Origin of the sequence: Brevibacillus jepli (assembly GCF_047229145.1) — a bacterium.
Classification (GTDB): Bacteria; Bacillota; Bacilli; order Brevibacillales; family Brevibacillaceae; genus Brevibacillus.
This window is the reverse complement of record NZ_JBFEFW010000005.1, coordinates 131,303-158,099: the sequence shown is the minus strand read 5'-3', so window position 1 is coordinate 158,099 and position 26,797 is coordinate 131,303. Positions and strand designations below refer to the sequence as shown.

The 26,797-nt window shown below is 47.3% G+C and carries 18 protein-coding genes; 14 read left to right on the top strand and 4 right to left on the bottom strand.

Annotated features, from left to right (window positions below; all coding sequences use genetic code 11):
* The first annotated feature begins 1 nt into the window (after nt 1).
* The 3 genes from AB1L17_RS07685 (at nt 2) to AB1L17_RS07675 (ending at nt 1,405) form a co-directional block, all read left to right on the top strand.
* Complete coding sequence (locus AB1L17_RS07685; protein WP_412846447.1) at nt 2-352, top strand: nucleotidyltransferase domain-containing protein; 351 nt, start codon at nt 2-4, stop codon at nt 350-352.
* Between the two features lie 15 nt (nt 353-367).
* Entirely contained in the window at nt 368-745 is a 378-nt protein-coding gene (locus tag AB1L17_RS07680; RefSeq protein ID WP_412846446.1) for a 1,4-dihydroxy-6-naphthoate synthase, read from the top strand.
* Nucleotides 746-940: 195 nt separating this feature from the next.
* Nucleotides 941-1,405, top strand: coding sequence for a hypothetical protein (locus AB1L17_RS07675; RefSeq protein ID WP_412846445.1), 465 nt, complete (start codon nt 941-943; stop codon nt 1,403-1,405).
* Nucleotides 1,406-2,191: 786 nt separating this feature from the next.
* Here AB1L17_RS07675 and AB1L17_RS07670 read toward each other — a convergent pair.
* Together AB1L17_RS07670 and AB1L17_RS07665 are read right to left on the bottom strand one after the other, a co-directional pair.
* Entirely contained in the window at nt 2,192-3,385 is a 1,194-nt protein-coding gene (locus AB1L17_RS07670) for an MFS transporter (protein ID WP_412846305.1), read from the bottom strand.
* Nucleotides 3,386-3,459: 74 nt separating this feature from the next.
* Entirely contained in the window at nt 3,460-3,987 is a 528-nt protein-coding gene (locus AB1L17_RS07665) for a TetR/AcrR family transcriptional regulator (RefSeq protein ID WP_412846304.1), read from the bottom strand.
* A gap of 411 nt (nt 3,988-4,398) precedes the next feature.
* Here AB1L17_RS07665 and ppsA point away from each other — a divergent pair, with 411 nt between their 5' ends.
* The 5 genes from ppsA to AB1L17_RS07640 all read left to right on the top strand — a co-directional run bounded on the left by ppsA (nt 4,399) and on the right by AB1L17_RS07640 (nt 9,888).
* Nucleotides 4,399-7,014: a phosphoenolpyruvate synthase gene (ppsA, locus tag AB1L17_RS07660; RefSeq protein ID WP_412846303.1), complete on the top strand. Its 2,616-nt coding sequence runs from the start codon at nt 4,399-4,401 to the stop codon at nt 7,012-7,014.
* Between the two features lie 105 nt (nt 7,015-7,119).
* Nucleotides 7,120-8,103: a hypothetical protein gene (locus tag AB1L17_RS07655; protein ID WP_412846312.1), complete on the top strand. Its 984-nt coding sequence runs from the start codon at nt 7,120-7,122 to the stop codon at nt 8,101-8,103.
* A 15-nt stretch (nt 8,104-8,118) separates the two neighbouring features.
* Nucleotides 8,119-8,574: a DUF6630 family protein gene (locus tag AB1L17_RS07650; protein WP_412846302.1), complete on the top strand. Its 456-nt coding sequence runs from the start codon at nt 8,119-8,121 to the stop codon at nt 8,572-8,574.
* A gap of 35 nt (nt 8,575-8,609) precedes the next feature.
* On the top strand, nt 8,610-9,077 hold the full coding sequence (locus AB1L17_RS07645) for a DUF6985 domain-containing protein (protein ID WP_412846301.1): 468 nt from the start codon (nt 8,610-8,612) through the stop codon (nt 9,075-9,077).
* A 115-nt stretch (nt 9,078-9,192) separates the two neighbouring features.
* Nucleotides 9,193-9,888: a hypothetical protein gene (locus AB1L17_RS07640; protein ID WP_412846299.1), complete on the top strand. Its 696-nt coding sequence runs from the start codon at nt 9,193-9,195 to the stop codon at nt 9,886-9,888.
* A gap of 574 nt (nt 9,889-10,462) precedes the next feature.
* Here AB1L17_RS07640 and AB1L17_RS07635 read toward each other — a convergent pair.
* Nucleotides 10,463-10,705, bottom strand: coding sequence for a hypothetical protein (locus tag AB1L17_RS07635; RefSeq protein ID WP_412846298.1), 243 nt, complete (start codon nt 10,703-10,705; stop codon nt 10,463-10,465).
* 565 nt (nt 10,706-11,270) lie between these two features.
* Between AB1L17_RS07635 and AB1L17_RS07630 the strand changes: the two genes are divergently transcribed.
* Both AB1L17_RS07630 and AB1L17_RS07625 read left to right on the top strand, forming a co-directional pair.
* Entirely contained in the window at nt 11,271-11,492 is a 222-nt protein-coding gene (locus AB1L17_RS07630) for a hypothetical protein (RefSeq protein WP_412848866.1), read from the top strand.
* Nucleotides 11,493-11,531: 39 nt separating this feature from the next.
* On the top strand, nt 11,532-11,807 hold the full coding sequence (locus tag AB1L17_RS07625) for a hypothetical protein (RefSeq protein WP_412846296.1): 276 nt from the start codon (nt 11,532-11,534) through the stop codon (nt 11,805-11,807).
* 82 nt (nt 11,808-11,889) lie between these two features.
* On the opposite strand, the gene AB1L17_RS07620 is transcribed toward AB1L17_RS07625, so the two are convergent.
* The gene (locus AB1L17_RS07620) at nt 11,890-12,498 is read right to left on the bottom strand and encodes an MptD family putative ECF transporter S component (RefSeq protein ID WP_412846295.1); all 609 of its coding nucleotides are present in this window, start codon (nt 12,496-12,498) and stop codon (nt 11,890-11,892) included.
* Nucleotides 12,499-12,859: 361 nt separating this feature from the next.
* On the opposite strand from AB1L17_RS07620, the gene AB1L17_RS07615 reads away from it, so the two are divergent.
* From AB1L17_RS07615 to AB1L17_RS07600, 4 genes are all read left to right on the top strand, one after another.
* Complete coding sequence (locus AB1L17_RS07615) at nt 12,860-13,639, top strand: thioesterase II family protein (protein WP_412846293.1); 780 nt, start codon at nt 12,860-12,862, stop codon at nt 13,637-13,639.
* A 4-nt stretch (nt 13,640-13,643) separates the two neighbouring features.
* Nucleotides 13,644-14,390, top strand: coding sequence for a 4'-phosphopantetheinyl transferase family protein (locus AB1L17_RS07610; RefSeq protein ID WP_412846292.1), 747 nt, complete (start codon nt 13,644-13,646; stop codon nt 14,388-14,390).
* Between the two features lie 307 nt (nt 14,391-14,697).
* Nucleotides 14,698-17,658, top strand: coding sequence for a salicylate synthase (locus AB1L17_RS07605; RefSeq protein ID WP_412846291.1), 2,961 nt, complete (start codon nt 14,698-14,700; stop codon nt 17,656-17,658).
* Between the two features lie 26 nt (nt 17,659-17,684).
* The gene (locus tag AB1L17_RS07600; protein WP_412846310.1) at nt 17,685-26,750 is read left to right on the top strand and encodes a non-ribosomal peptide synthetase; all 9,066 of its coding nucleotides are present in this window, start codon (nt 17,685-17,687) and stop codon (nt 26,748-26,750) included.
* The last annotated feature ends 47 nt before the right edge of the window (nt 26,751-26,797 follow it).

The window sequence follows — 26,797 nt, the reverse complement described above, 5'->3', positions numbered from 1 at the left end:
AATGATTCGGGAAAAAGTTGGACACTTGAGTGACGATATCGTTGTTCAAGGTAGTAGAGCAAAAGGAACAGCCAAGCCTACCTCAGATATTGATTTTGCGATACGTGTTTCACCAGAAAAATTTAACGAGCTCATAAAGGATTCTTTTAGTAAAGTCAAACCTCCGAATCCAGGTTCTGCTAAAGAAAAAACAATGCTACATGCCATTGAAACAGGAAAAATTCAGTCTGGTGAAGCTAAACTGAGTAAGTTTAGGGAACAACTGCAACAGGAGCTAGGTATGGATGTGGACATTTCTATAATTAAAATAGGGGGAGCGTTTGACAATCCTCCATTTACCCCAATTAAATAATGCGAGGTGCTTTTAGTGGAATCTCATTATGATTTGTTTACAAAAATATTTTTGGATACCGATAATGAGAAAACATCAGTTGTAGAGACGGTTTCAAAGTTTGTTGAGGGTTCGGTTACAGGTTCGACCATTGTAACGGAGCAAGCTGAAATATATATTTTCAACAACGGAGATTTTTCTGAAGAGAAAAGAAATCAAGGAAGTGATGAATTTTTATACTACAAATACTATCTCGATATAGAACCAATGGAAGATGTCGATGAAAAGGTTTATATTGGGGAGATTTCAAAACTGCTGACAGAGCTATGGGACTCTGGATTCAAAGCGATAGCCTCATGTGACTTTGAAGACGAGCTTCCAAGAAAAGGCGGTTATAATTTTGAAGGGCGTTAAGAATTTTGATTTGTGTGCGAGAAATACAATATAGGGTGTACATCGTAATAGCAGGATCATACAATACAACCAACAAACCAAACACTTAAAAACTTGACAAACACACTTAGACCAACTTTCAAAGGCTTATTTCAACTTGAACGATGAGGAGGAATGAGCTTTTTTGCATGTCCAAAATCAAAGGAGGAAAAGAAAATGACAAAGCAGGTACAGGAAAAGGTAGGTCTAATTGCTCAGGCACAAGCAGAGTATGAGGCAATCGTAGAGGAAGTGAGAGGCTACTGTCAGAAAGCACGAGAGTTACGGCAACAGGCTGACGAGATGAGATGCTCTGGCAGTACCGACCCGCAAGTAGCAACAGAGATACGCAAGCTACTGGAACAGGCTGACTATTATAACCTTCTAGCAGACCAGAAGGACGGACATCCTAGACTGGAAATACTTCGCCGCTTAGATGGATTGGAACGAGAAGCATCTGGATTAAGGAGATACTGTACAGCACAACGAAAACGTATTAGCCCGTCAACAGATAGAACTGGAAAAAACGGAACAAGAAGCTGTGTTAATGGTACAACGAGCAAAAGAACAAATACAGGAAACGGAACAGCTATTGGAATCCCAACGAACAAAACTGGAAGAATTGAAGGGGAACAGAATTGAGTAGGAAGTTGATAAAAGGATTTGAACCACTAGAGGGCGCAACTAAGCCCCGAAGCATTGGAAGTACGCCGAGAATACAAAAGACAATATGAACGTGAGTATCGGCGCAAATGGAGACAGAAGCCGGAGAATCGTCTGAAAGCGAAGGAGTACGAGCGCAGATACTGGGAACGCAAGGTACAGCAATCCAAGGCATAGCATTGCAGCCCAACTCTCTTAGATGACGTACAATGTCAATCAAAATATTGACCACTTCGCTCAACATAAAGTTACCACCACTTGAAGACTGAACACACATCATCATTTTCACACCTATTAGCAAATGTTTTAGTTTAGCAACAACTAAGACTTAACTTTATATCACCACATATTTCCTTTGTGGGCTTTAAACTTTTAGATTTAGGTGAAAAATGATGAATACGCTAAAAAAATTTGTCTATCGAATGGTTATCATAACTATATGTATATCCGCGACTTTTTTTGAATCATATATTTCAGCCATTATTCTTGGTATTTGGTGTTTGTTAGGTGCTGTTGGCTTATATACCAATAATCATATATTATTAAAGATTCTTCATCATGATTTTGACCTAACATATCATGAAAAAACTAGGCATAAACGCCCTATTCAAATTGTCATTGCATTATCGTTTGCGGTTTTTTCCTTCCTATTGCCATTGTTTTATAAGTTAGCTTAACAAAATAAGCTGCCCCTACAAGGCAGCTTTTGTTTTGAGCGATTGTTTAACTATCGTTTCCCGTTACTTCAATAATTTTTAGATATAATTAATTTTTCTCTGTCGTATAATAAATCATCGCGATGATCGGAAAAGCTATTCCAATCCACAACGCTGCATTCCAGCCACCTAAGGCATATGCCCACCCACCTAAGGCTGACCCTATAGCACCGCCAAGGAAAAAAATGGCCATGTATAATCCATTTAATCGGCTTCGAAACTCTGCCCCTAATGAGAAGATGGCACGCTGTCCAAGGACCAGATTAGCAGAAACTCCCATGTCTAAAAGGATCGCTGCAACGACTAGGGTTGCAACTGCAGCTGTCGAACCGCTTTGAATCATCAGGGGAAGCAATATAGAAATGATAACAATAGCTAGCGCTAATCCTGTGGCAGGTCGAATCCAACCTTTATCCGCAAAACGTCCTGCCACGGGCGCAGCAACCACCCCAGATACCCCGACCAGAGCGAACAATGCAATCTCTTTTTGAGAAAAATGAAAAGTGGGGCTACTCAATAACAAAGGAACAGTTGTCCAGAACAAGCTAAATGTCCCAAACACACAAGCGTGATAGATCGCTCGACGGCGCAGGATCGGAGTCGTTCGGAGTAAATACCACATGGAGCCCATAAGGGTTGGGTATTGTACATTTACCAACGGGTTCCTTGCAGGCAGCGCCTTTGCTAATAAGAGTGCCAGAACAAAGATCGTCGCGGCAGACAAGAAGAATACAGCGTGCCAGCTCAGGAGATCTGCCACCAAACTCGATACAGGCCGTGCAAGCATGATACCGAGTAACAGACCACTCATGACATTACCAACTGCACGTCCGCGCGAGGCATCAGGCGATAGATGAGCTGCATATGGTACCAGAACCTGAGCTGCGACTGATCCTATCCCGATAAACAGTGAAGCTATGAGGAATAGCGCTGCATTTTTCACTACTGCCGCAATCGTCAAAGCGACTGCAGTGAAGAGCAATGATGCTACTACCAGCCGTCGGTTTTCAAGAATGTCTCCCAAGGGTACGATAAATAATAAGCCGATACCATAACCAATCTGGGTAAGTGTGACGACAAGCCCTGCAGTTTCTGCAGATAGCCCGATTGCTGAACTGATTGGTCCCACCAAGGGCTGCGCATAATAGAGGTTAGCGGCGATTACACCGCACGAAATTGCCAGAAGGAGGGTAATCCAAGACGAAACAGTTTTCTCAACTTTTTGGTTTGCGCTTAAACTCATAGCAAGCTCCTTTACAATCGTTATGAAAATATGCTTTTCTGGAACGTTCGTTCCAATAAGGTTAAAAAAATATGTTACAGCATCTCAATCACAGTATTAACCATGTCATAAACGACTTTCTTGTCACTTTTTACTTTGGCTATTACATTGATACTATGATTGAGGTTAAGCAATAAATGCGATAGCACTTTTATATCTTTTTTGGGATCGATTTCTCCTGTCTGCTGTCCTTTATGTAAAAGTTCATAAAAAGTCTGTTCCAATTCCTCAAATCGGTCACGTATCAATTTACGTAGTTGTTCATCTGGTGAATCCATACCAATGGTTGCATTTGTTATCAAGCATCCTTTTGGCAAATCCTCATCAAATGCGGAAGTAATGTGCTGATCAAAATACTGCCGGATTCCAACTTTCGCAGACGGCGCATTTACCAAGAGATTTCTTTTATTTTGCCCTATTTTTTTGTAATGGTGTATGGCCTCAACATAAAGCGTCTGTTTGTCCACAAATGTTTCGTACAAGCTTGATCTGCTTAATCCCATTGCTTTTAATAAATCCGGTATGCTTGTCGCTTCGTAACCTTTTTCCCAAAAAACTAACATTGCCTTATGAAGTACGCGCTCCTTGTCAAACTCTTTAATACGTCCGATGGTTAATTCCTCCTCACTGTAGGAATAGTATAATGTTTCAGGAACGAACAGTCCAGTATTTTTATCATAACAGGCGAGAAGAGGATAAAAGAAAAACTGCTACCACACGGTTTGAAAAATGGATAGATAAGTATTGTTTTAAAACCTGATTGTCCAATAATGGTAGTGAAAAATCAAAAAAGAACCTGAGCAGATTAGCCAGGTTCCTTAATATTGCACATAAACAGCCACGATGATATAATCTAATAACGACCGTCTAAATCGGTTTGGTCAAAGTTATCGCATCCTACACTTTAAATGTACCATGCCCGCGAACTCTTGTCAAATGTTTTTTCTCAATTCAATGGTTAGGAGAGATGTTGAATGAGTTCATTGGTTCTCGGTTTTCAGGAAATGGAAAAAACGCAGCTTTTGCTCGTTGGCGGAAAAGGGTTAAATATAGGGGAATTATCAAAAATTCAAGGAATACAAGTACCAGAAGGATTTTGTGTTACAACAGTGGGCTATCAGAAAGCCATTGAACAAAACAAAGCGTATCATGCTTTGTTGGATCGACTAACCATGCTAAAAGCAGAAGATCGAGAGCAAATTGGTGAAATCAGCAGGCAGCTACGACAAATCATTATGGAAGTAGAAATTCCGTCCGATGTTGCGTGCGCAGTTACTCACTATCTGTCCCAGTTTGGAGAGGAGCATGCTTATGCAGTGCGTTCTAGTGCGACTGCTGAAGATTTACCACATGCCTCTTTTGCTGGCCAACAAGACACCTTTTTAAATATCATCGGCGTCGATTCCATCTTGCAGCATATCAGCAAATGTTGGGCTTCCTTATTTACGGATCGCGCGGTCATCTACCGTATGCAAAATGGATTCGACCACAGTCAGGTTTCTATATCCGTAATCGTTCAAAGGATGGTTTTCCCACAAGCTTCAGGGATTTTATTTACCGCTGACCCCATTACATCCAACCGGAAGCTGCTGTCAATCGATGCCAGTTTTGGACTTGGAGAAGCACTGGTTTCTGGCTTGGTATCTGCCGATTGTTATAAAGTACTGGAAGGGGAAATCGTCGATAAGAGAATAGCAACCAAAAAAGTGGCTATCTATGGACGAAAAGAAGGCGGAACAGAGACACAGCAGATCGATCCTGATCAGCAAAAGACGCAAACACTTACGGAACAACAAATTTTACAACTGGCACGCATTGGAAGACAGATCGAAGCTTATTTTGGTTACCCACAAGATATTGAATGGTGTTTGGTTGATGATACGTTTTATATTGTCCAGAGTCGGCCCATCACGACTTTATACCCGATCCCTGAAGCGAATGATCAAGAAAATCACGTTTATGTATCTGTCGGCCATCAACAAATGATGACTGATGCCATGAAACCATTGGGATTGTCTTTTTTCCTGTTAACGACTCCTGCCCCCATGCGTAAAGCTGGTGGAAGGTTGTTTGTTGATATCACACCTAATCTGGCTTCACCTGATAGCAGAGAAATATTATTAAATACCCTGGGACAATCCGATCCGCTCATAAAAGACGCCCTTATGACCATTATAGATCGTGGAGATTTTATTAAATCGTTACCAGCTGATAAAAAAGAAGAGAGTCCTAGCAAAAGCAATAAAGGTATGTCGCCTGTGAGGTTTCAACCACAAAACGAAGACGATCCGACAATCGTTTCTGAGTTGATTAAGAGTAGTCAAACATCGATAGAAGAGTTAAAGCAAAACATTCAAACGAAATCAGGATCAGATTTATTTGATTTTATTCTGGAAGATATCCAGCAATTAAAGAAGATTTTATTTGACCCAAAAAGCTTGGGTGTCATTATCGCTGCTATGGATGCTTCATCATGGATCAATGAAAAAATGAACAAGTGGCTAGGTGAAAAAAACGTAGCAGATACACTTTCTCAATCTGTACCAAACAATATTACTTCGGAAATGGGTCTGGCGCTATTGGATGTCGCCGATGTGATTCGTCCTTATCCAGAAGTCATTGAGTATTTACAACAAGTAAAAGATGATGACTTTTTGGATGAACTGGTTACGCTTGAGGGTGGACAGGAAACCCAAGACGCTATCTATGATTATCTCAGCAAATACGGAATGCGATGTGCCGGTGAAATCGATATGACGAAAACGCGTTGGAGCGAAAAACCAACTTCACTTGTCCCCATGATTCTTGGTAATATCAAAAACTTTGAGCCTAATGCCAGCAACCGGAAATTTGAGCAAGGGCGACAGGAAGCTTTGAAAAAAGAACAAGAGTTATTAGATCGATTGAAGCAATTACCGGATGGTGAACAAAAAGCCAAAGAAACAAAACGAATGATCGACCTAATCCGGAATTTCAGCGGGTTTAGGGAATATCCAAAATACGGCATGGTTAATCGCTACTTCGTGTATAAGCAGGCTTTACTGAAAGAAGCCGAACAACTCGTACTAGAGGGCGTTATTCATGAAAAAGAAGATATATACTACCTCACTTTTGAAGAACTTCACGAAGTCGTACGCACAAATATACTAGATTACCAGATCATCAACAAACGAAAAGACGAGTACAAATACTATGAAAAACTGACGCCACCACGTGTTATCACATCTGATGGTGAAATCATTGCAGGTGAGTACAAACGAGAAAATCTCCCAGCCGAAGCTATTGTAGGTCTACCCGTTTCATCCGGAGTTATAGAGGGGCGAGCACGTGTCATCTTAAACATGGAAGAGGCCAATCTAGAAGATGGAGATATATTAGTCACCTCCTTTACTGACCCTAGCTGGACACCATTGTTTGTATCCATAAAGGGTCTAGTCACCGAAGTTGGTGGACTGATGACTCATGGAGCAGTTATCGCACGTGAATATGGCTTACCAGCAGTTGTCGGCGTGGAGAATGCTACCAAACTGATAAAAGATGGGCAACGAATTCGCGTGCATGGAACAGAAGGGTATATCGAAATATTGTAATCACTGAATACGTCAGCGATAATTGGTAACCCCAGTTATCGCTTTTTTTATTTGCTATAATCTGATAAAAAGAAAAAAATGGATTTTGAAGAAGAGGAGAATATCATGCTAAACCCCAAAAAGTTTGCAATGTCGTTTAAAAGATACCGCAAAAACTTTGTGGATGGGATCAAATTTGAAGATGTCAAAGAAGATTATGATGATAGCAAAAGTAAAATTGCCGAAATAGTCGAGAGGAATACCATTGAGAAGGATCATATTTTATTAGTAAACCTTAAGCAAATTTATTCTTATTACCTGTCACAGTGGAAAAACGACGTATTGATTCAAGGTGGAAATCATCCAGATGGATTAAAAGCGATGCAAATGGTTGTGTTTTATCAGTGTATGGGACAGGACCTTTATAAAATTCGCTATCCGAAAATGTTTTTGAGATACACCTTCAAGGGAGTTATTACAGCCTTGATTCATTTTACGATGTTTGGGTGGGAGAAAGAGGAAAAGCTCTTATTTGACTTTATCGTTGAAAATTTCGGTGGGCATTTAATCGATGCGGATGATGACAACAAACACATTTGGTTTTTACTAGAGCTATATTTGCAATACAGAGATAAAACTATAGCGGGAACCAATCAAAAGTTGCATCTGGCTGTGATAGAAAAAATTGAGGCAGATGATCTGGACTACGATTACATACCTGAAGACCTTGGTGTTTACGGAGAGGTGCTGGAACGATGGTCCACACCGAATCTGGAAGAAATCGAAAATTTGATTGGGAAGATGTCGTTGTATCATTCTCTATTGGCATCGGAAATAGGGAAGTTCGATGAGTTCGGTGACTTTGGATATGGCTTCTATCCATTTGAAATTATGTTCCTGATCCATGTGCGGAATAAACTGGGATTGCCAGTACCCACACACTTTAACGACGATCTATTGATGAATACGCCAGAAGCAAAAATGATGTTTGCAGACCCTGAACCATATCCTGAATGGGACCCATTGTTGCTTCTAATCGATAACTTCTATCGCAAAAGCTATCCAGAATATATCCCGAATCAGCATGGAGCGTTGTTTCAATCACGTTAAATGGAGGAAGGTAGCATGACAGGTCAAGAAATCGCACAGCTCATTTTCCAAGATAGCGAAGATTTTGAAGCATTTTTGGAAAAGGATAATGCGCTAGACGTTTACGAAAGTGTATGGAGATATGGAATGTCTACGAAGAAATTCCTCTACCTTGATCATAGAGGCGAGCAGCATTGGGAGATTGTTAACTACCTATTGGATTATGAATTCACGAATCACATTGAATTGGGTACACAGGAAGAGCTTGAGGAATTAGGGGAGTTTGAATATGAATATGTACCTGAGAAGATAAGAGAAGCCAATAAATTGCTCTCACCAAAAGGGTACGGGTTATTCAGTTATCCAACTGGTGGTGACTTTTACGCACTGTTCATTGCCAAGCTGGAGAAGAAAGAAAAATTGCTGCAAGTAGAGGTATTTGATGACGAAAGAATTCCTGCAGAAGGAAGATTTATTCAGTTTTATGACTAATGAGTAGGAAAAACGGTAGCTAAGGAGATTTTCGCATGATCATAAACGATCCAGTTTTTGGTGAACTCGCATACTTTCTTGTTTGGTCAAGGGACACGACCATTCATTTTTGCGGGAAAGAAGCCAAGATAACACTCACTGTTGAAGGTGAGGAAGACGGTAAATTTGATGAAGAACAATATATGGCCTATCAATCTCTCATGCAAAATTGGGAGCATTTACAACCGAGTGTTTTGCAAGCGATTTTCGACTACTACAAGCAAAAGCGGCATGAGCTTGGGTATGATATTGAATTCAATGAAGATTATCCCTTCATTGAAACACAAGAGCAACTACTGGAAAGAATCGTTTTACATGAAATTGTGGTGCCATATGGAGATATATTTGAAGGCCGTGACATCGGATTACTCTTCGGTTGCACATGGGACGAAGAAAACGGTCTGGGACTTCGTCTATTAAATGAGGAAGTAACGGAAGTAGGCTATCAGGATGTTGTCATTTAAACATGGGCATCCCACACTTTCCCCTTACTTTTCACGAGGTTATCCCGAACATTCCCGACGCTCGTACGGTACGATTTGTTTGTAGGAAACAAAAGAAGACAGGGAGTGTTCACACATGAAAAAAATGCTTTCCGTATCTGTCATTGCAGCGAGCTTGCTGGTAACGAGTGCCGTAGGAGCTTTTGCGGCTGAGAAAGAAGGGAAAGAAGCGGGGTGGAAGAGCCTGCCTGAATTTCAAGCACTACAAGCATTGCAAGTGGAGCAAAAAGCTTTGCAAGATAAACTAAAAGCACAATCTCAGATCAACCAACAAGCATGGGACGTACTTTGGGGCGATGTAACGAAGGAAGTACGTGAAAAGGTGAAGAGCGCGCTGGCAGAGACGAAGCCACTGCGTGAAGCGAATAAAGCGCTGTCTGTTGAATTGAAGGAAGCGAAAAAAGCCAAGGACAAAGAAAAGGTAGCGAGCATCAAGGCTGAAATCGCCGCGAACCATACTGCCATTGAAGAAAAACTGGTACATGTCCAAACAGAGTTGGCTCAAGTAAAAGAGCAAAAAGCTTCTTTCAAAGAGATCAGTCAAGAATTGAAGCCAATTCGCACAGAAAAGAAAGCGAACAAAGAGCAGGCTTTAGAGATCAAAGCTAATAAGAAAGACACAATAAAAGAAGCGAAAGAAGTTTTCAAGGCTGGCGACAAGGAGCAGGCAGCTGCATCTTTGCAGGAGGCTGCTAATCTGTTGAAAGAACTGATCGAGGTACAAAACGAGTTTTTGGAGCAAAAGCAAGCGATTTCCGAGATTATTCAATAAGTAACGTCTTCGTAATAGTGAAAGCCCGTTGCACGCCAGCGGGCTTTTTGTGTTCCTAGAATTAGTCAAAATTTCTTGAAGTAATTATACTAAAATGGAAGATAAAGACATGGACCTTCATCATAGACATCGGCAAAGTTAATGATGACGGTCCGTTAACACCCGCGGAGTCAATCCTATCAAGAGTGCTGTCCGCAGGAGATGATCCAGTTTTTTTACTCGATTCAAGACGGCGATACGCTAATCGGGAAACAGATCGAATATATGGTGAGATTGGATTTGAGAGAAGATATTGTCTGTCAAATGAGGCATATTACATGGATATTGGTAGCGCGATGATTTGTGAGGAAGCCATCCATGAAATAAGGGAAATGGGGCTGTTCATAGATTCATGGGAGTGGGGGAGTACGTAGATAACGTATGGACACAAACAGAGGCAAAATAATGGGAATCGAGGATGCTAATGATATTCTCCCAAATGATGTGAAACAATTTTATCAGATTTGTAGCGGTGCCGAGTTGTTCACTGACGAATAGGCAAAGCCCTTGAAAACGAAAGTTCAAGGGCTTTTCTCTATCGATAAGGACTATCAATCGCTTCACCGAGATTGTCCAAGTCTTGCGTAATATTGATAATAATTAAGTACCTCGATTTGCCTTTTTGCTTTCCCAGATCGACAACTTGATGAACCTCGACTACATCATTTTCATATTCTTTCTGGGCGTAGCACATTTCAAATAGCGTTGATGCAAGGTCTGTGTTGTCCCAATTCGCTACCTCCAATTCCACAAATACTTGATTTTTCTTTATGTTCATTCGGCTTCTCTCCTTTATTCGATCTCTATTAATTCCCCTGTCATCCTATAAATGGTAGCATAAGTGGAGGCTATTATGGTTTTGATATAAACTCGTTGGATGATTGCTTATTTGGGGGATTTGGCAGTCCTGGACCGTCTTTTACTCTTACATGGAAAAATTACGACGTTGCGAAAAAGCATTTAGATAAACATGCCTGGAGGAAGCAAGAGTTGAACTACTAGAAGAGAAAGGTGTAACTATCGTATTTGAATAAATTGGTCGTAGACAACGTTTCTATCTTTCTAACCGTCAACAGACAACTACCTGAGGGACCCTTAAGGCCTTTTTATATCCGGAATAATACCATTAAATGTGTTATTACTCTTGTAAAATGATATACTGGAAAAAATTAAGAGATGAACGGAGGACATAGCAATATGTTGTTGCCGTAAGGATTATTTCAAAAGGAAACAATATAATAAAAATGATCATGACATAACAAGGAGGTTTCGCATTGGAACAGCAGCTTCAACAACAACATCAACAGCATTTGCAAGTGAGTGTGCCCGAAAATGAGCGGGTCATGTCGGTCAAGGAATGGTTGATTACTTTTTTAATTTTGATGGTACCAATAGTCAATCTCGTCATGTATTTTGTTTGGGCATTTGGTGGCGAAGGCAATCTGAACAGAAAGAACTGGGCAAAAGCGAGCTTGCTGATCATGGGTATTGGCATCGGGTTGTATTTGAGCGTCTTCATTTTTATTATGATCTTGGCATTCATTGGAGCAGCGGTTGAACAATAGCAAAAACGGTGTACAGGTATAAAACGTGGAGGGTGTATGATGGATCACCAAACGTATGTGGAACGAAGCGTAGCGGAAAACGAAAAGGTCATGACGATGAAAGACTGGGTGATGGTCTCGTTGTTCATGCTGATTCCGATCGCGAATCTTGTTTTGTTATTTGTCTGGGCTTTTGGTTCTGATGGGAATTTGAATCGTAGAAACTGGGCCAAAGCGACCTTGTTGTTAATGGCTATTCTTACGGGTTTATACTTCGTCTTTGGTACGGTAATAGCATTTATAACGTTTATTTTACTTGCCATGGAAGGACAATAGAGAGACTATACTAACATGTCTACAAGGCATATTCCAACTCGAGCACCGAGGAGGAATATGCCTTGTTTTTTTACCCGAATCATTATACCAGCTTTGCTTTTTTTACGTGCTTTTTCATCAACAGATTGCCGAAATAGCAGCCGAGCAATCCGCCGATAAACGAAATTGAGCACATGAGCAGAATCATGCTGGGTGTTTCAAAGTAATAGAGCATCGCAGATAGCTGCTCGGGCGTATAGCTTTTTTCCAAAGTGGCGAGATACGATTCGCGGAAGAAAATGAGCGGTACAACCCCGCAAAGCGAATAGCCGACATAAAAAACGGAGTAGCTGATTGCATTGCGAACAGGATTGAGATAGGAGCCTTTTCCCCACAGGATCAGCTCGCAGATGAGTCCAATAACCGCTAAGGTAAGTAAGTAATTTGCATAGCCAAAACCAACAAAATACAAGCCTGTCAGGACGGACGTAAAAAATAGAGTCCCTGGCTTGGCGATTTTATTAGACATAACCATATAGATTGGACCATTGAGCAGCGCAGTCAGGCCGCCAACCAGTAAATGAGAAACAACCGTAATGATCGGAGCAATGGTCATAAGTATTAGCATGACGACATTGAAAATCGCGAGCGTAATAATATCTCGCATGGTCCATCTGCCGCTTTGGGCAGCTAATGACGATTGGGCTTGCATGTAACATCCTCCCTCTGACTTAAATAGCCGATCGGCAGCTCTTACTCTCTCTATTTGCGATCCCCCTTTGGCATGAATGCTGGATAATAGTTTGCTAGTCAAGCAGGCGTGATACGCACGGATGTCAGTATAAGAACACAATATTGATAATGAGAATCGTTGTCAAAACAAGAAAAGTCCAAATTTCAATATTTTGGCATATTTTTCGAGGTTTTTCACCTATTATCTCCATCCTTTTCCGTTTTTCTCCAACGATGACGATGAGCATACAGGAAAAAGGATCTGGCAAACAGTCTTGAGAATCATTATCATGTACTCTGTAATTGAATCGCTCAACGATAAACGAAATGGAGGAGTAACGATGAGCATGGATACAACAGCGAAATCATGGCTGCTTTCTCAGCCGCAAGCCACAGACAGCATTCGATTATTTTGCTTCCCTTTTGCAGGGGGAGGGGCTTCGATCTACAGGGGATGGGCACAGGCTTTTCCAAGCGATATGGGTGTTTACCCTGTTCAGCTGCCAGGTAGGGAAAATAGGATTGCTGAACGAGCGCACGCAGAAATGAGCGTGCTGGTGCAAGAGATAGCCCAAGCGATTTATCCGTATTTGGATCGGCCGTTTATTTTTTTCGGTCATAGTATGGGAACGCGAATTGCTTTTGAACTGGCGCGCATGGTGCGGAGCAAATGGGAGCGTAATCCACTTTGCCTCATCGTTTCAGGAGGTCGTGCTCCTCACTTCCCGGAGCCAAAGCCTATATACCATTTGTCTGATGATGAGTTTGTCTCTGAGCTGCGACGCTTTTCCGGGACGCCAGAGGCGATCCTGCAAAGCAAGGAGCTCATGGAGCTGTTCATGCCGTTACTCCGCGCAGACTTCACCCTCGACGAAACGTATGTGTATACCGAGGAAAAGCCGCTGGATTGCCCCATTGCAGCGTATTGCGGGACAGAGGATCAGGAAGCCACGCAGGAAGAAATGGAGGCTTGGGCCAGTCACACAAGCGCACAATTTACGTTCGAGATGGTAGATGGCGGGCATTTTTTCCTGACGACAAACAAGGAATATCTGCTGCAATCTGTTGCCAAAATCATCGGACAGTACCGTGTTGCTGCAATAGGCAAAGGGGAGCGTTAACGGGATGCAGCATATGCCGCAGGTACGGATAACCACCTTGTCTGAAAACACGAAAGCATTTCTGGAGGAATCATCCCCTGTGAAGCTGGCTGATGGGGAAGTACATATTTGGCTGGCGTTTGTGCCGTGGTTCGAACAAAGCCTGCAGGAGCTGGAAGCTGTACTATCCGCTGAAGAACTCGACAAACGGGAACGGCTCCATTTCCAAGCGGACAGGACACGTTATGCTGTCGCACATGGACTACTGAGAAGGCTGATTGGGCGGTATACAGCGATCGCACCTAAACAGGTACAAGTTGCGTGCGATTCGAACGGAAAGCCGTTTTTGTATGGACAAAACAATGATTCGGAACCACTTTTTTTCAATCTATCGCATTCGCATGAGCTGGTAGCGGTCGCATTTTCACGCGATCGCTTCCTTGGCGTGGACGTGGAACATTTGCGACACATCCCGGAAATGGAACAACTCTTGAATTACTTTCACCCAGTGGAACGAGATCGACTATTACGTTTACCTCGTGGTGAGAGGCAACAGGGCTTTTTTGATTGCTGGACACGCAAGGAGGCTTTTGTCAAAGCGACTGGGAAGGGCCTGAGTAAGCACCCTCTTGATTCTTTTTGCATGGAGGAACGGGATCACAGCCTCACAGTAAGCGGGGAGGGGATCAGGAGTGAGGATTGGATAATTTTCCGGTTTACGCCTGCTAAAGGCTATGCTGGAGCTGTTGCGATCGGCAGGATCAGAGCGTAAATCCAAGCAGCTGTGACGAGAATCTTCTATTATACATATAAACTTTCTTGGGTTTGATATTGTGATATAAGGATGTAAGAATATGGAATTCGAGCGGAGAGAAACGAAGAAATCGTGAGAAAACGGAAGATAACTCATCCTATATTTCCAAAATGTAGAAAAAACAGCTTACGGATAGAATTGACAATGAGAATCACTATCAATATCTTGTTGTTAGACAAACCAACATGATGTGTGCAACGAGCCTGCATGATCTGGCTGCGGGCGCGAATGAGTGACCCGCAGTTATACAGGAGGAGAAGACGGAATGAAAGTAAGTACGGAGTGGTATGAGCAAGCAGCAGTGGCTTATGAACAGCGCGGGCTTTGGGAGCCGCTGACACTTGGGCAGCAATTGCGCAAATGGGCGGAACAGTACCAGAACAAGGAAGTGTTGGTGGAGGACGAGGAGAGACTAACATACCATGAGCTCGACAGTAAGGTAGATGCACTTGCCTCCGGTTTTTATCATATGGGCATCAAAAAAGGTGACAATGTAGCCGTCCAGCTCCCCAATCGGATTTCTTTCGTACTGACTTGCTTTGCCCTGTTTCGCATCGGGGCTGTGCCGATTCTCGTATTGCCTGCGCACAGAGAGGCTGAATTGGACGGGATTTTTACACTCGCCAAGCCAGTTGCCTACATCATTCCTACGACGTTTCTCGGCTTTGATTACACGAATATGGCAGAACATTTAGTCAAAAGACATGCGTCAGTCAAATTCGTCATGACAGATGGAGAGAGTTCGATCGGGATGAATCTGGCGGGAATTAGTGGGCCGCCGATTGAGCTGGAAGCCCCTTCGTACAAAGACACTGCGTTATTGCTCTTGTCTGGTGGTACGACAGGAACACCCAAGCTGATTCCAAGAACCCACGCGGATTACGCCTACAATGCAAAAGCAGCCGCAGCACGTTGCCAGCTGACGGAGCAAAGCGTCTATCTCGCAGTTCTGCCGATTGCGCACAACTTCCCGCTTTGCTGCCCAGGAATCTTGGGGACGATGTCGGTTGGCGGCAAGATCGTGCTAAGCAAAACAACCAGCTGCGACGAAGCTTTTCCGCTGATTGAAAAAGAGCGGGTGACCATAACCGGCCTCGTGCCTTCTATCGTGCAAGTATGGCAGGAGGTACTGGAATGGGATTCGTCAAGCGACCTTTCGAGCTTGGAGGTCCTTCAGGTCGGAGGCTCCATGCTGGATGATAATCTCGCAAGCCGCATCTCACGCGATTGGAAATGCAAGCTCCAGCAAGTATTCGGGATGGCGGAGGGGCTCATTTGCTGCACCTCACTGGATGATCACGAGTCGATCATTACCAGCTGCCAGGGCCGCCCGATATCTGAAGCGGATGAGGTGCGAATCGTGGACGAGCATGGAAACGATGTCGCGCAAGGTGAATACGGCGAGCTGATTGTGCGTGGACCGTATACGATTCGCGGCTACTACAGAGCAGAGGAGCAAAACCGCGAGAGCTTTACGCCTGATGGCTTTTACCGTTCTGGGGACAAGGCGCGGATTACGCCGGAAGGAAATATTCAGATCGGTGGAAGGATCAAGGAACAAATCAACCGAGCTGGCGAAAAAATCATGCCGGCTGAAGTAGAGTCGTATTTGCGCATGCACCCAGCTATTAAAGACGCGGCGCTGATCACGCTTCCCGATCCAATACTTGGCGAGAAAAGCTGCGCGTTTTTGATCACCGAAGACGAGGAGATCAGCCTGGCAGATATCCATACATTCTTCCAGGAAAAAGGTGTGGCGCGGTACAAAATGCCGGACCAAATCGAATTCATTGATTACTGGCCGCTGACCAGCGTTGGCAAGGTAAATAAAGCCAAGCTGAAAGAGCTCGCATTAAAGCCAAAGCGGGAGGATATGACGGCGGACATTGCCTATCAGGAAGAGACATTTGCTTTTGTAGGGGACGCTCATATGGCAGCCGCCCAAATCGTAGAGCGTGGCCTTTATGATAACTACCTGCTCTATGAAAATGGGGATGAGCTGTCGCTAGGATTGGGGATTCATGCGCTTCTTTACGTAGATGCGAAGCAGACGACTCTGACCTATCGCAACGAGACCTTCCGTTTCGACAACAACGAGCTTAGTGAAACGCTCGATAAAGCAATGGCGCATGTCCCGCTCCAAAACTGGCGCGCTTATGGAACGGTCAACTTTGGCATGGCTCGTTATTATCACGGCTTGCCTCTGCTGTCCGAGGAGGATGGCTTGCTCAAGCTGTTTATACCTGAAGTCGAGGTGCGCTTCAACAAAGGAACTTTCCTATTGAGAGCCTTGAGTGAAGAGATGCGGAGCGAATTTAGCCAACTACTGCACTCACTGTCGATGAATGGTCCGGAAGCGCAAAATCTTAGCCAAAGAGTGGACAAACAGAAGCTTTCCGTCCCACAGGCAGATACATACGCCGCTGAAGCCTATATGCAAAGCGTGGCTGATGCAGTGCGCGAGATTCAAGAACGCAAATACCACAAGGTCATCTTGTCCAGAAAAATTCCGCTTGATCAAAAGCTTGATCTGATTGCGAGCTATATCGCAGGCAGACGAGTCAATACACCGTCTCGCTCTTTCCTTGTCAGCCTCGATGGTCTCGGCGCGGCTGGCTTTAGCCCGGAGACGGTAGTAGAGGTCGATAGCGATGGATGGGTGAGTACCTTCCCGCTCGCAGGAACACGGGCAAAAGGCAGTAGTGAAGACGAGGCGAACAAGCTCAAGGAGGAGCTTCTGAATGACCCGAAGGAAATTGCCGAGCACGCAGTTTCCGTCAAGCTGGCGTTCGAAGAGCTGAAAAGCGTCTGCGATTCGACGACGATCGTCTTGAGCGATTTTATGTCAGTAGCGAGCCGAGGAACGGTTCAGCATATCGCCTCTCGCTTGAAAGGGAAGCTGAAGCACGGATGCAACTCATGGGATGCCTTCCGTGCATTGTTCCCAGCGGTTACTGCCTCGGGTATCCCGAAAAAAGAATCGATCGAAGCCATCGGCAGATTGGAGACCGTGCCGCGAAATCTATACAGCGGTTGCGTCATGACTTTTGATAGTGACGGTGCCATGGATGCGGCTCTCGTGCTGCGGACGATTTATCAAAAGGACAACCAGGCTTGGCTGCATGCCGGAGCTGGTGTTGTCGAAATGTCTTTGCCGTCTAGAGAACTGGAAGAAACGCGTGAAAAGCTCAGTAGCTTCTCCAGGCAGTTGGTTGGAAAAGAATAGGGGTCTTGCGCGAGAGGAGAGAGATGATGTCCAAAATGCTCAATGACAGTCAAACCGCAAGTCCCGCCACTTCCTTGAGCTACGAGGAGATGAAAAGGCAAATTCAGGAGATGCTGCCCGCGCCTGTCGCGTTTTCTGATGATCAGAACTTGATCGAGCTGGGCTTGGATTCCTTGCAAATGATGAGAATGGTCAACAAATGGCGTAAGGAAGGGGCGAAGGTTACGTTTGCCGAGCTGATCGGTGCTCCTACCTTACGTGACTGGCAGGCGTTGCTGCAAAAGAAAAGCCCGTCGCTTCCGACTGTGGAAGCAAAGACAGCGGATGTGGAAGTGGATGTGCCTTTTCCGCTGACAGATGTGCAATACGCCTACTGGATTGGACGTCAGGATGATCAGCCTCTCGGTGGGGTCGGATGCCATGCGTATTTGGAGATTGATGGTGTGGGCGTTGAGCCGGATCGTTTGGAAGCAGCATGGGGCAAGCTGCTGATGCACCATCCGATGCTGCGGGCAAGATTTTTGACGGATGGACAGCAAGAGGTAATGAGTACCCCGACTGTTACTGCCGTACCGATTCATGATCTGCGGGCTTTTTCAGAGATCGAACTGGCTCGGGAGCTAGACCGAATACGGGATCGGATGTCTCATCGACGTCTGGCGGTGGAAGCGGGAGAAGTAGCTGGTCTGGAGCTGAGCTTATTGCCCGAGGGCCGTACCCGCATCCATTTTGATCTGGATTTGCTCGTCGCGGACGTACAGAGTCTGCACATCGTATTGCGAGATTTGACGGCAGCTTACGCGCGAGGCATCCAGCCTGTGGCCCCGGCAAACTGGAGCTTTGCCCATTATCTCAGACAAGAGGCACAACGCCGGGCACAGGATAGGCAGGAAGCCGCTCGCTATTGGCAGGAACGCCTTTCAACCCTGCCGCAAGCTCCAGGCTTGCCGCTGAAGGAAAAGCCGGAAATGATCAAGTCGCCCGTTTTTGCACGAAGAACGCATTTCATGAAGGCAGTGGACTGGACGCTTTTGCAAAAACGATCTGCGGCGCAGCGTGTCACGCCAGCGATGGTTTTGTTAACGGCTTATGCAGAAGTACTGGCGCGTTGGAGCACCCATTTGCAGTTTCTCATCAACATCCCGCTGTTCGATCGTCAGACCGGAGACGCTGGAATCGAAGACGTCGTTGCCGATTTTACCAACCTGCTATTGCTTGCGGTTGACATGCGGGATGAACCATCCTTCCTGGCGCGTGTGCGTTCTATACAGTCGCAGTTTCATCAGGATGTGGCACATGCGGCCTATTCCGGGGTACAGCTGCAGCGCGATTTGGCGCGTGTGCGTCAGGGAGAGCGGGACTTTGCCCCTGTCGTCTTTGCGTGCAATTTGGGTACGCCACTCATTAATGACGAATGCCGCGAAACATTGGGCAAGCTCACCTACATGATCTCGCAAACGCCACAAGTATGGCTCGATTTCCAGTCGTATGAAATGGACGGCGGACTGCTGCTGGCGTGGGATGCTGTTGATCAGCTTTTTCCTGACGGGATGATTGACCAAATGTTCGCTGCTTTTTGCCAGCTGATGGACTCCTTGGTGACGGAGGACAGTGATTGGCAAGTCGAACCAGCGCTGCTTCCTGATATGGCGAAGCAGAGAAATGATCAGGTGAAAGACGATCCACAACTCTTGCACCGTGCATTTTTTGCATATGCACAAGAGAATCCGCATGAGACGGCATTGATCGATAGTCGTGCTTCCGCTACTTTTTCGTATGGCGAGTTAGCGAGGTATGCGTTGCAGATAGCTGCCCTTCTCCAGAAGCAAGGGGTTGAAGCAGGAGACCCTGTAGCGGTGAGCCTGCCGCGCGGAATCGATCAAGTCGCTGCGGTGCTTGGTATCGTGGCACGAGGCGCATGCTACGTACCTGTCGGAATCGGGCAGCCTGCTACAAGGCGTGAGCGTATTCATAGCAAAGCAGGGATTCGCTATGTGCTGACGGATACGGAGCTGGCGCAAACGCTGGAGTGGCCCGAAGATGCTGTTGTTCTGGCCGTTGCGGATGCGCTGAACGTCCCTCCTCTGGCTGAACCCGTCGCGATTCCAACGGACAGTCTCGCCTACATCATCTTTACTTCCGGTTCCACAGGTGAACCAAAAGGAGTAGAGATCAGCCATTCCGGGGCATGGAACACTATTTCAGAAATAAACAGGCGCTACGGAATTGGGCCAGCTGATCGGATTTTGGCGGTATCCTCTCTTGATTTTGACCTGTCTGTTTATGATCTGTTCGGATTGCTCAGCGTAGGTGGTTCGATCGTGCTCATCAGCGAAGAGCTGCGACGGGATGCGGCACATTGGGCGAAGCTGGTGGACCAGCATCAGATCACATTGTGGAACTCCGTACCCGTGCTGCTCGATATGCTCTTCATTGCTGCAGAGAGCGGACAGTATGAGAGCTTACCGCTTCGCGTGACGATGCTTTCCGGTGACTGGATTGGTCTTGATTTGCCGCAACGACTGAACCAGCTCGCACCGAACAGTCAGCTGGTGGCGATGGGGGGAGCGACAGAAGCGTCAATCTGGTCCAACTTTTTTGATGTCACACTGCCCTTGCCCGCTCACTGGACATCGATTCCGTACGGGCGGCCGCTCGCGAACCAGGCTTATCGGGTTGTGGATGCGCATGGACGAGACTGCCCTGACTGGGTAGCCGGAGAGCTATGGATCGGCGGAGCAGGTGTCGCAGTAGGCTATCGGGGTGATCCAGCGCTGACTGCTGAGCGCTTTGGCTATTGGAACGGTTCGCGCTGGTATCGGACGGGGGATCTCGGTCGTTATTGGCCGGATGGCACGATCGAGTTTCTTGGGCGCAAGGACTTCCAGGTGAAAATTAGAGGGCATCGCATTGAGCTGGGCGAGATAGAATCGGCCATGAAGCAGCATCCGGGGATTCGCGATGCCGTCGTGACAGCCGTTGGCAATCCGCGAGAGAACAGGCAGCTGGTTGGTTATGTGGTTCCCAACTGGGAAAGCGAATCAGCGCTGTTCGACAGCATAGGGGCTGATCAAAAGAAGAGTGAAGCGCTATGGGCAGCTGTAATCGATAAGGGTCGTGAGCATGCACTGGCGGTGCATTCAGCAAACATCAGTCCGGAAGAGTTCCCTTTCTTTTGGGCGTATATGGAGGGGCTTGCAGCCAGGTACATTTGCCGTGCGCTGAAAAAGGCAGGCGTAAGTTTTGAGCAAAGCGCAAGCTACTCCCTCGATGAGTTGATGGAGCATTGCGGGATTCAAAGGCGTTATCGCGCGTTGATCAGACAGTGGCTTCATACGCTGGCGGACGAGGGTTTTGTCCATATGGATGAATCGGATTCTTACAGCGTGATGCGGGCGATCCCGGCACAATGGCTCGAAAAGCCGCAGCTCTCCCAGGCGCTGCCTGCACAAGAACAACAGGCGCAAGAGCTATTGCGTTACATGGAGCAAGTCGATGATGCGAGTGTTGCGCTCCTGCGTGGAGAGCTCGACCCGTTGGCTCATTTCTTTTCGGAGGAGCTAGCCTTGACTCCGAATGATCTGATGCAGACACTCCCTGGCGCGAAGCAGCGAGACAGCGTGGCACTGTCTATGGTCGAGCGGCATGTACATAGTCTGCGAGACAGGTCTGAATTAGAACCGATACGTGTGCTTGAAATCGGGGCGAGGAGCGGGGCGTTGACGGAGTCGTTGCTGGCCGTGCTCCCTGCAGCCGCGACTCATTATACATGCACGGACACCTCGACCTTCTTTACGAATGCAGCAAAAACGAGGTTCCATGCGTATCCGTTTGTGGAGTATCAGCTGCTGGATATCAATCAAAATCCACAGACGCAAGGCTTTGAGGCACACCAGTATGATGTCATCATTGCCTCCGATTCCTTGCATCGCGCGAAAAACATCGGTGTGGCTCTCTCGCATGTACAAAGCCTGTTGGCACCCGGCGGTATGCTGATTTTGCTGGAGATGACCCGCAACAGCCGATTGCAGCAAATAAGCACAGGGTTTCTCGAAGACGGCTTTACCCATTTCGAAGACGAGCGGCTTACCAAACAGCGACCCTTGCTATCGGCGGAAGCTTGGCAGCAAGCCTTGCAGGAGCAAGCCTTCGAACAAATGGTCGCTTTCCCCGAGCCGAACGATTCGGCCAATGCATTTGGTCAGCATGTCATTGTTGCGCAGGCATCGCTTCAAGTCAAGCGCTTCAACTCTCTTCAGCTATCTGGTTTCTTGAGTCAAAAGCTGCCAGATTACATGGTTCCGACTGCTTTCCTTTTGTTGAACGAATTGCCGCTATCAGCAAACGGCAAGGTAGATCGGCAAGCGCTGCCGACTCCTGACAGCCTGATGAGGGCAAAAGCAGAAAAAGCGTATACAGCTCCTGCGACACCGATCGAAACAGCACTTGCTGCTATTTGGTGCCAGCTCTTTGATGTGGAACGAGTAGGCGTTACAGACAATTATTTCGAGCTCGGCGGAGATTCGCTTTTGGCAACCAGACTCAGTGCATTGGTTCGCAGCAAGCTGGGGGTAGAGCTGTCGTTAGGACGTATTTTTGAAAAGCCGACGATTGCCGGACTGGCGCAGCATGTGCAGATGCTCATGGAACAAACGGAAGCAGCGTCAGGCTTGCCTGCCATCGTACTTGCTCCACAAGACAGGCATCAGCCTTTCCCGCTTACAGATATTCAGCAAGCGTACTGGGTCGGGCGCAGTGGTGTTTACGCCTTGGGGCATGTCTCCACGCACTGCTATTTCGAAATCGAAGGGCAGCATCTGGACCTAGAGAGGGTCAACAGGGCTTGGCAACGATTAATTGACCAGCATGAAATGATGCGTGCGGTGATTTTGCCGGATGGCTGGCGCCAGCAGATTTTGGAGCAGGTTCCTGCTTACCGGATCGAGGTCACTGATTTGCGGAACAGCACAGCGGAAGAGGCTCGGGCCGAGCTGCAAGCGATACGGGAGGAAATGTCGCATCAGGTATTGTCTACGGATGTGTGGCCGTTGTTTGATGTGCGGGCTTCCTGCTTTGGAGAGGAACGGGTTCGCCTGCATATCAGCTTTGACAACCTGATTTTTGACGGGTGGAGCATGTTCCACCTCTTGAGCGAATGGACGAGGCTGTATCATGAGCCGGATGCGTCTTTGGCTCCGCTGGACCTGAGCTTTCGCGATTATGTACTGGCGCAAGAAGAGCTCAAATCAACGGAGCTGTACCAACGCGATCTGGACTATTGGATGTCCCGATTGCCAGATTTGCCGCCAGCCCCACAGCTGCCTTTGGCGAAAAATCCAGACACGATTACCGAGCAGCGCTTCAGTCGTTTGGAAGCCAGACTCAATCGCCAAGCATGGCAGCAGCTCAAAAAACGGACGGCAGAGGTCGGTCTGACCCCATCCGGGATTTTGCTGACAGCGTATGCGGAAACACTCGGTGCATGGAGCAAGAGCTCGCGCTTTACAATCAACCTGACCCAATTCAATCGACTGCCATTGCATGCGCAAGTTAACGAAATTGTAGGAGACTTCACCACGTTGACCTTGCTGGCCGTCGAGCTGTCAGCTGGCGAGACTATTTTGGAGCGAGGCAGGAATTTGCAGCAGCAGCTATGGCGCGATTTGGACCATCCTTATGTGGGCGGGGTTCAAGTTCAGCGTGAATTGGCGAAGCAAACAGGAGAGCACAACGGTGTAGCCATGCCGGTTGTCTTTACGAGCGCACTAGGGGTGGAGCAGTGGAGCGGCTCCGACGCCGATGGAAAATGGCTGGGCAAGCTCGTCTACAACATCACACAGACGCCGCAGGTATGGCTGGACCATCAAGTGGTCGAGCAAGACGGAGAGCTGCTGTTGATCTGGGACGCCGTAGAAGGACTGTTTCCAGAGGGACTCCTTGCCGACATGTTTTCTGCCTATTGCGATCTGCTGCATCGACTGACTGACGATGAAACGGTATGGCAGAAGTCAGCACCGAGCCTGATCGCTGTTCCTCGTCTGGAAGCAAGAGTTGCGGCGAACAATACAGCTGCACCTGCTTCCTCAGAAACACTGGTCGGACTGTTTGCCAAACAAGCTGCAAGCAATAAAGATCACCCTGCCGTTATCTCCGCCAAGCGGACGTTGACCTATGGCGAGCTGTCTGACGCTGCTGATGAAATAGCAGAGTGGCTGCGTTCTAAGGGAGTCCAGCCGAATACGTTGGTCGCTGTCGTGATGGAAAAAGGCTGGGAGCAGGTCGCAGCCACGCTCGGGATTATGAAATCCGGGGCAGCCTATCTGCCGATCGATCCGGCGCATCCAGAGGAGCGGCGTTCTCAGCTTTTGCATGACGGGCAAGTACAAATCGTGCTGACCCAGTCTTGGACAGATGAACGATTGGGCTGGCCTGCGTCTGTGGAACGGCTGATTGTGGACCAAATGACTGCAAGGAATGAGCAAATCGCTTCGCGCAGTGTACCCGCGCTGGCCGGACAGCCAGAGGATTTGGCCTATGTCATTTACACATCCGGGTCAACGGGCTTGCCAAAAGGGGTCATGATCGATCATCGAGGCGTGGTCAACACGATTGAAGATGTGAACCAACGATTTGCAGTGGGGCCAAGCGACCGGGTACTCGCCTTGTCCAATCTGAATTTTGATTTGTCGGTGTATGACATTTTCGGCATGCTTGCCGCCGGTGGAACGATCGTCATGCCGGATGCGGATAAGGCCAAAGACCCTGCACACTGGCTGGAATGGCTGGAAGCCGAGCAGGTGACGGTGTGGAACACAGTTCCGGCGCTGATGCAGATGCTGATCGAATACGCCGCGGGCAGAAACCTTCAGCTGCCACATTCGTTGCGTCTCGTCTTGCTGAGCGGTGATTGGATTCCACTGGATTTGCCAGACAAGATCAAGGCATATTTCCCTCATGTTCAGGTCATTGGTTTAGGCGGAGCGACTGAGGCTTCGATTTGGTCAAACTTTTTCGTAATCCAAGATATTGACCCGAGCTGGAAAAGCATTCCGTACGGCCGCCCGATGGTCAATCAGCGCTACCATGTGCTGAGTGAATGGATGGGGGATTGCCCTGTTTGGGTGCCGGGACAGCTATACATTAGTGGCACTGGTCTTGCCAAAGGCTATTGGAACGACGAGAGCAAGACGAATGAGAAGTTCATCACGCATCCGCGGACAGGGGAACGACTGTACCGCACAGGAGATTTGGGCCGTTACTTGCCAGATGGCACGCTGGAGTTTCTCGGCCGGGAAGATTTCCAGGTGAAAATTCGTGGCCATCGGATTGAGCTGGGCGAGATCGAGATGGCGCTGAAGCGTCAGGACGGGGTAAAGGACGCTGTCGTAGCAGTGCCGGATGACGGTGCAGATGAGAAGCGCTTGGTCGGGTATGTGGTGCTTGATCGCCATAAGGAATCCGCGTTATTCGAAACGGAGCAGGCTGATCCTGCACACTGCTCAGCTCGCTGGCAGGCGATCAACAGCATGGGTCAATCGCAGGCAGATACGATTCCCGCAGCTGTCGAAGTGGAGCCCGTCACACAATTCCTTGCTGAGGCTGATCGTGTAAGCACCGCCTACATGTGCAGTACGCTTGCGCATATGGGGATGTTCTCTCAAGTAGGAGAGAGCAGTTCGATTACGGAGCTCATGCATCGTTTTCAGATCCATCCCCGTTACCAGACCTTGCTCGTGCATTGGCTGGAAGTGCTGGTAGCGGAAGGCTTGCTTGAAAAACAAGCTGAGGGCAAGTACCGAAGTCTGCGTTCGTTGCGTGAAGGAGCGCCAGATACAGTCTTGTCAGCTTCCCCGCTCCGAACGGAATCGGGACGAGAGCTCGAAGCGGTTTTCCGCCGCGACTATCCATTGTTTATCGGGCTGTTAACTGGTGAGCTAGACCCGCTGGAGCTATTTCTCGCAGACGATACCTTCTTGACACCTGCGGGCTTGAATCGATTTGACCTGACGCGGGAGTTTTACAAGGGTCTTGCCGGGGGTGTATTTGACAGCATCGTAAGCAGTCATCCGTCGGACAAGACATTGCGGGTGCTGGAGGTTGGCACGAGAGCGGGGAGCTTGACGCAAACGCTCGTGTCCACATTGCCTGCAGAGCGTGGGCGTTACTTGTATGTCGACGAATCCTCCTTTTTTACCGACAGGGCAAAGAAGGAGTGGGGAGAGCAGGCTCCGCTGGAATACGGTCAGCTTGACATGAACGCAGCTCCGCTTGCGCAAGGCTATGAGCCGCACTCGTTTGATGTGATCGTGGCGGACAATACGCTGCATCGCTCTCGTCATATAGACAAAACGATGAGTTACTTGAAAGGGCTGCTCGCACCTGGAGGACTTCTGTTCCTGGTCGAGTCCACTCGCAACAGCCGCCTGCTTCTGACCACTGTCGGCTTCTTCGAGGATGGGTTTAGCCATCTGGAGGATGAGCGAAAAGCCCATCATCTCCCGCTGTTCTCTGTAGAGCAATGGAGAGCCGGTTTGGAAAATCAGGGCTTTACGAACGTCCTTGCTTATCCGCAAAACGGTCAGGCCGCCGAAGCGTTCGATCGCCATCTGATTGTGGCGCAAGCACCGGAGTCAGTCCGCCTGTTCCAACCGGAAAAAATGTCCGAAGCACTGCGACATAGCTTGCCTGATTACATGGTGCCGACCGAGTATGTGCTGCTAGATGAACTGCCGCTATCCGCCAATGGAAAAGTAGATCGTAAAGCACTGGCGAAGCTCGGCGGAAGAAAGACAAGCACGCCGAAAAAGGCGCATGTTGCCCCTACCAGCGAGATGGAAGTCAAACTCGCCAGCGTCTGGGAAGAGGTGCTTGGCGTAAGTGAAATCGGAATCCACGACAACTTTTTTTCGCGGGGCGGAGACTCATTGCGCGCGATTCAATGCCTCAATCTTTTGAAAGAGAGATATGAGATTGATTTGTCTCTGCAAAATTTGTTTGAAGCCTCTACGATTTGCACACTGGCTGAGCTGATCAAGGAGAGCATGCAGGAGACCGAACACCTAGCTGGGGATTATGACGAGGGGACCATATAAAAAGAGAGGAACCGCGTATGAGAGAGCAGGGCTGCGACTCAGTGGCA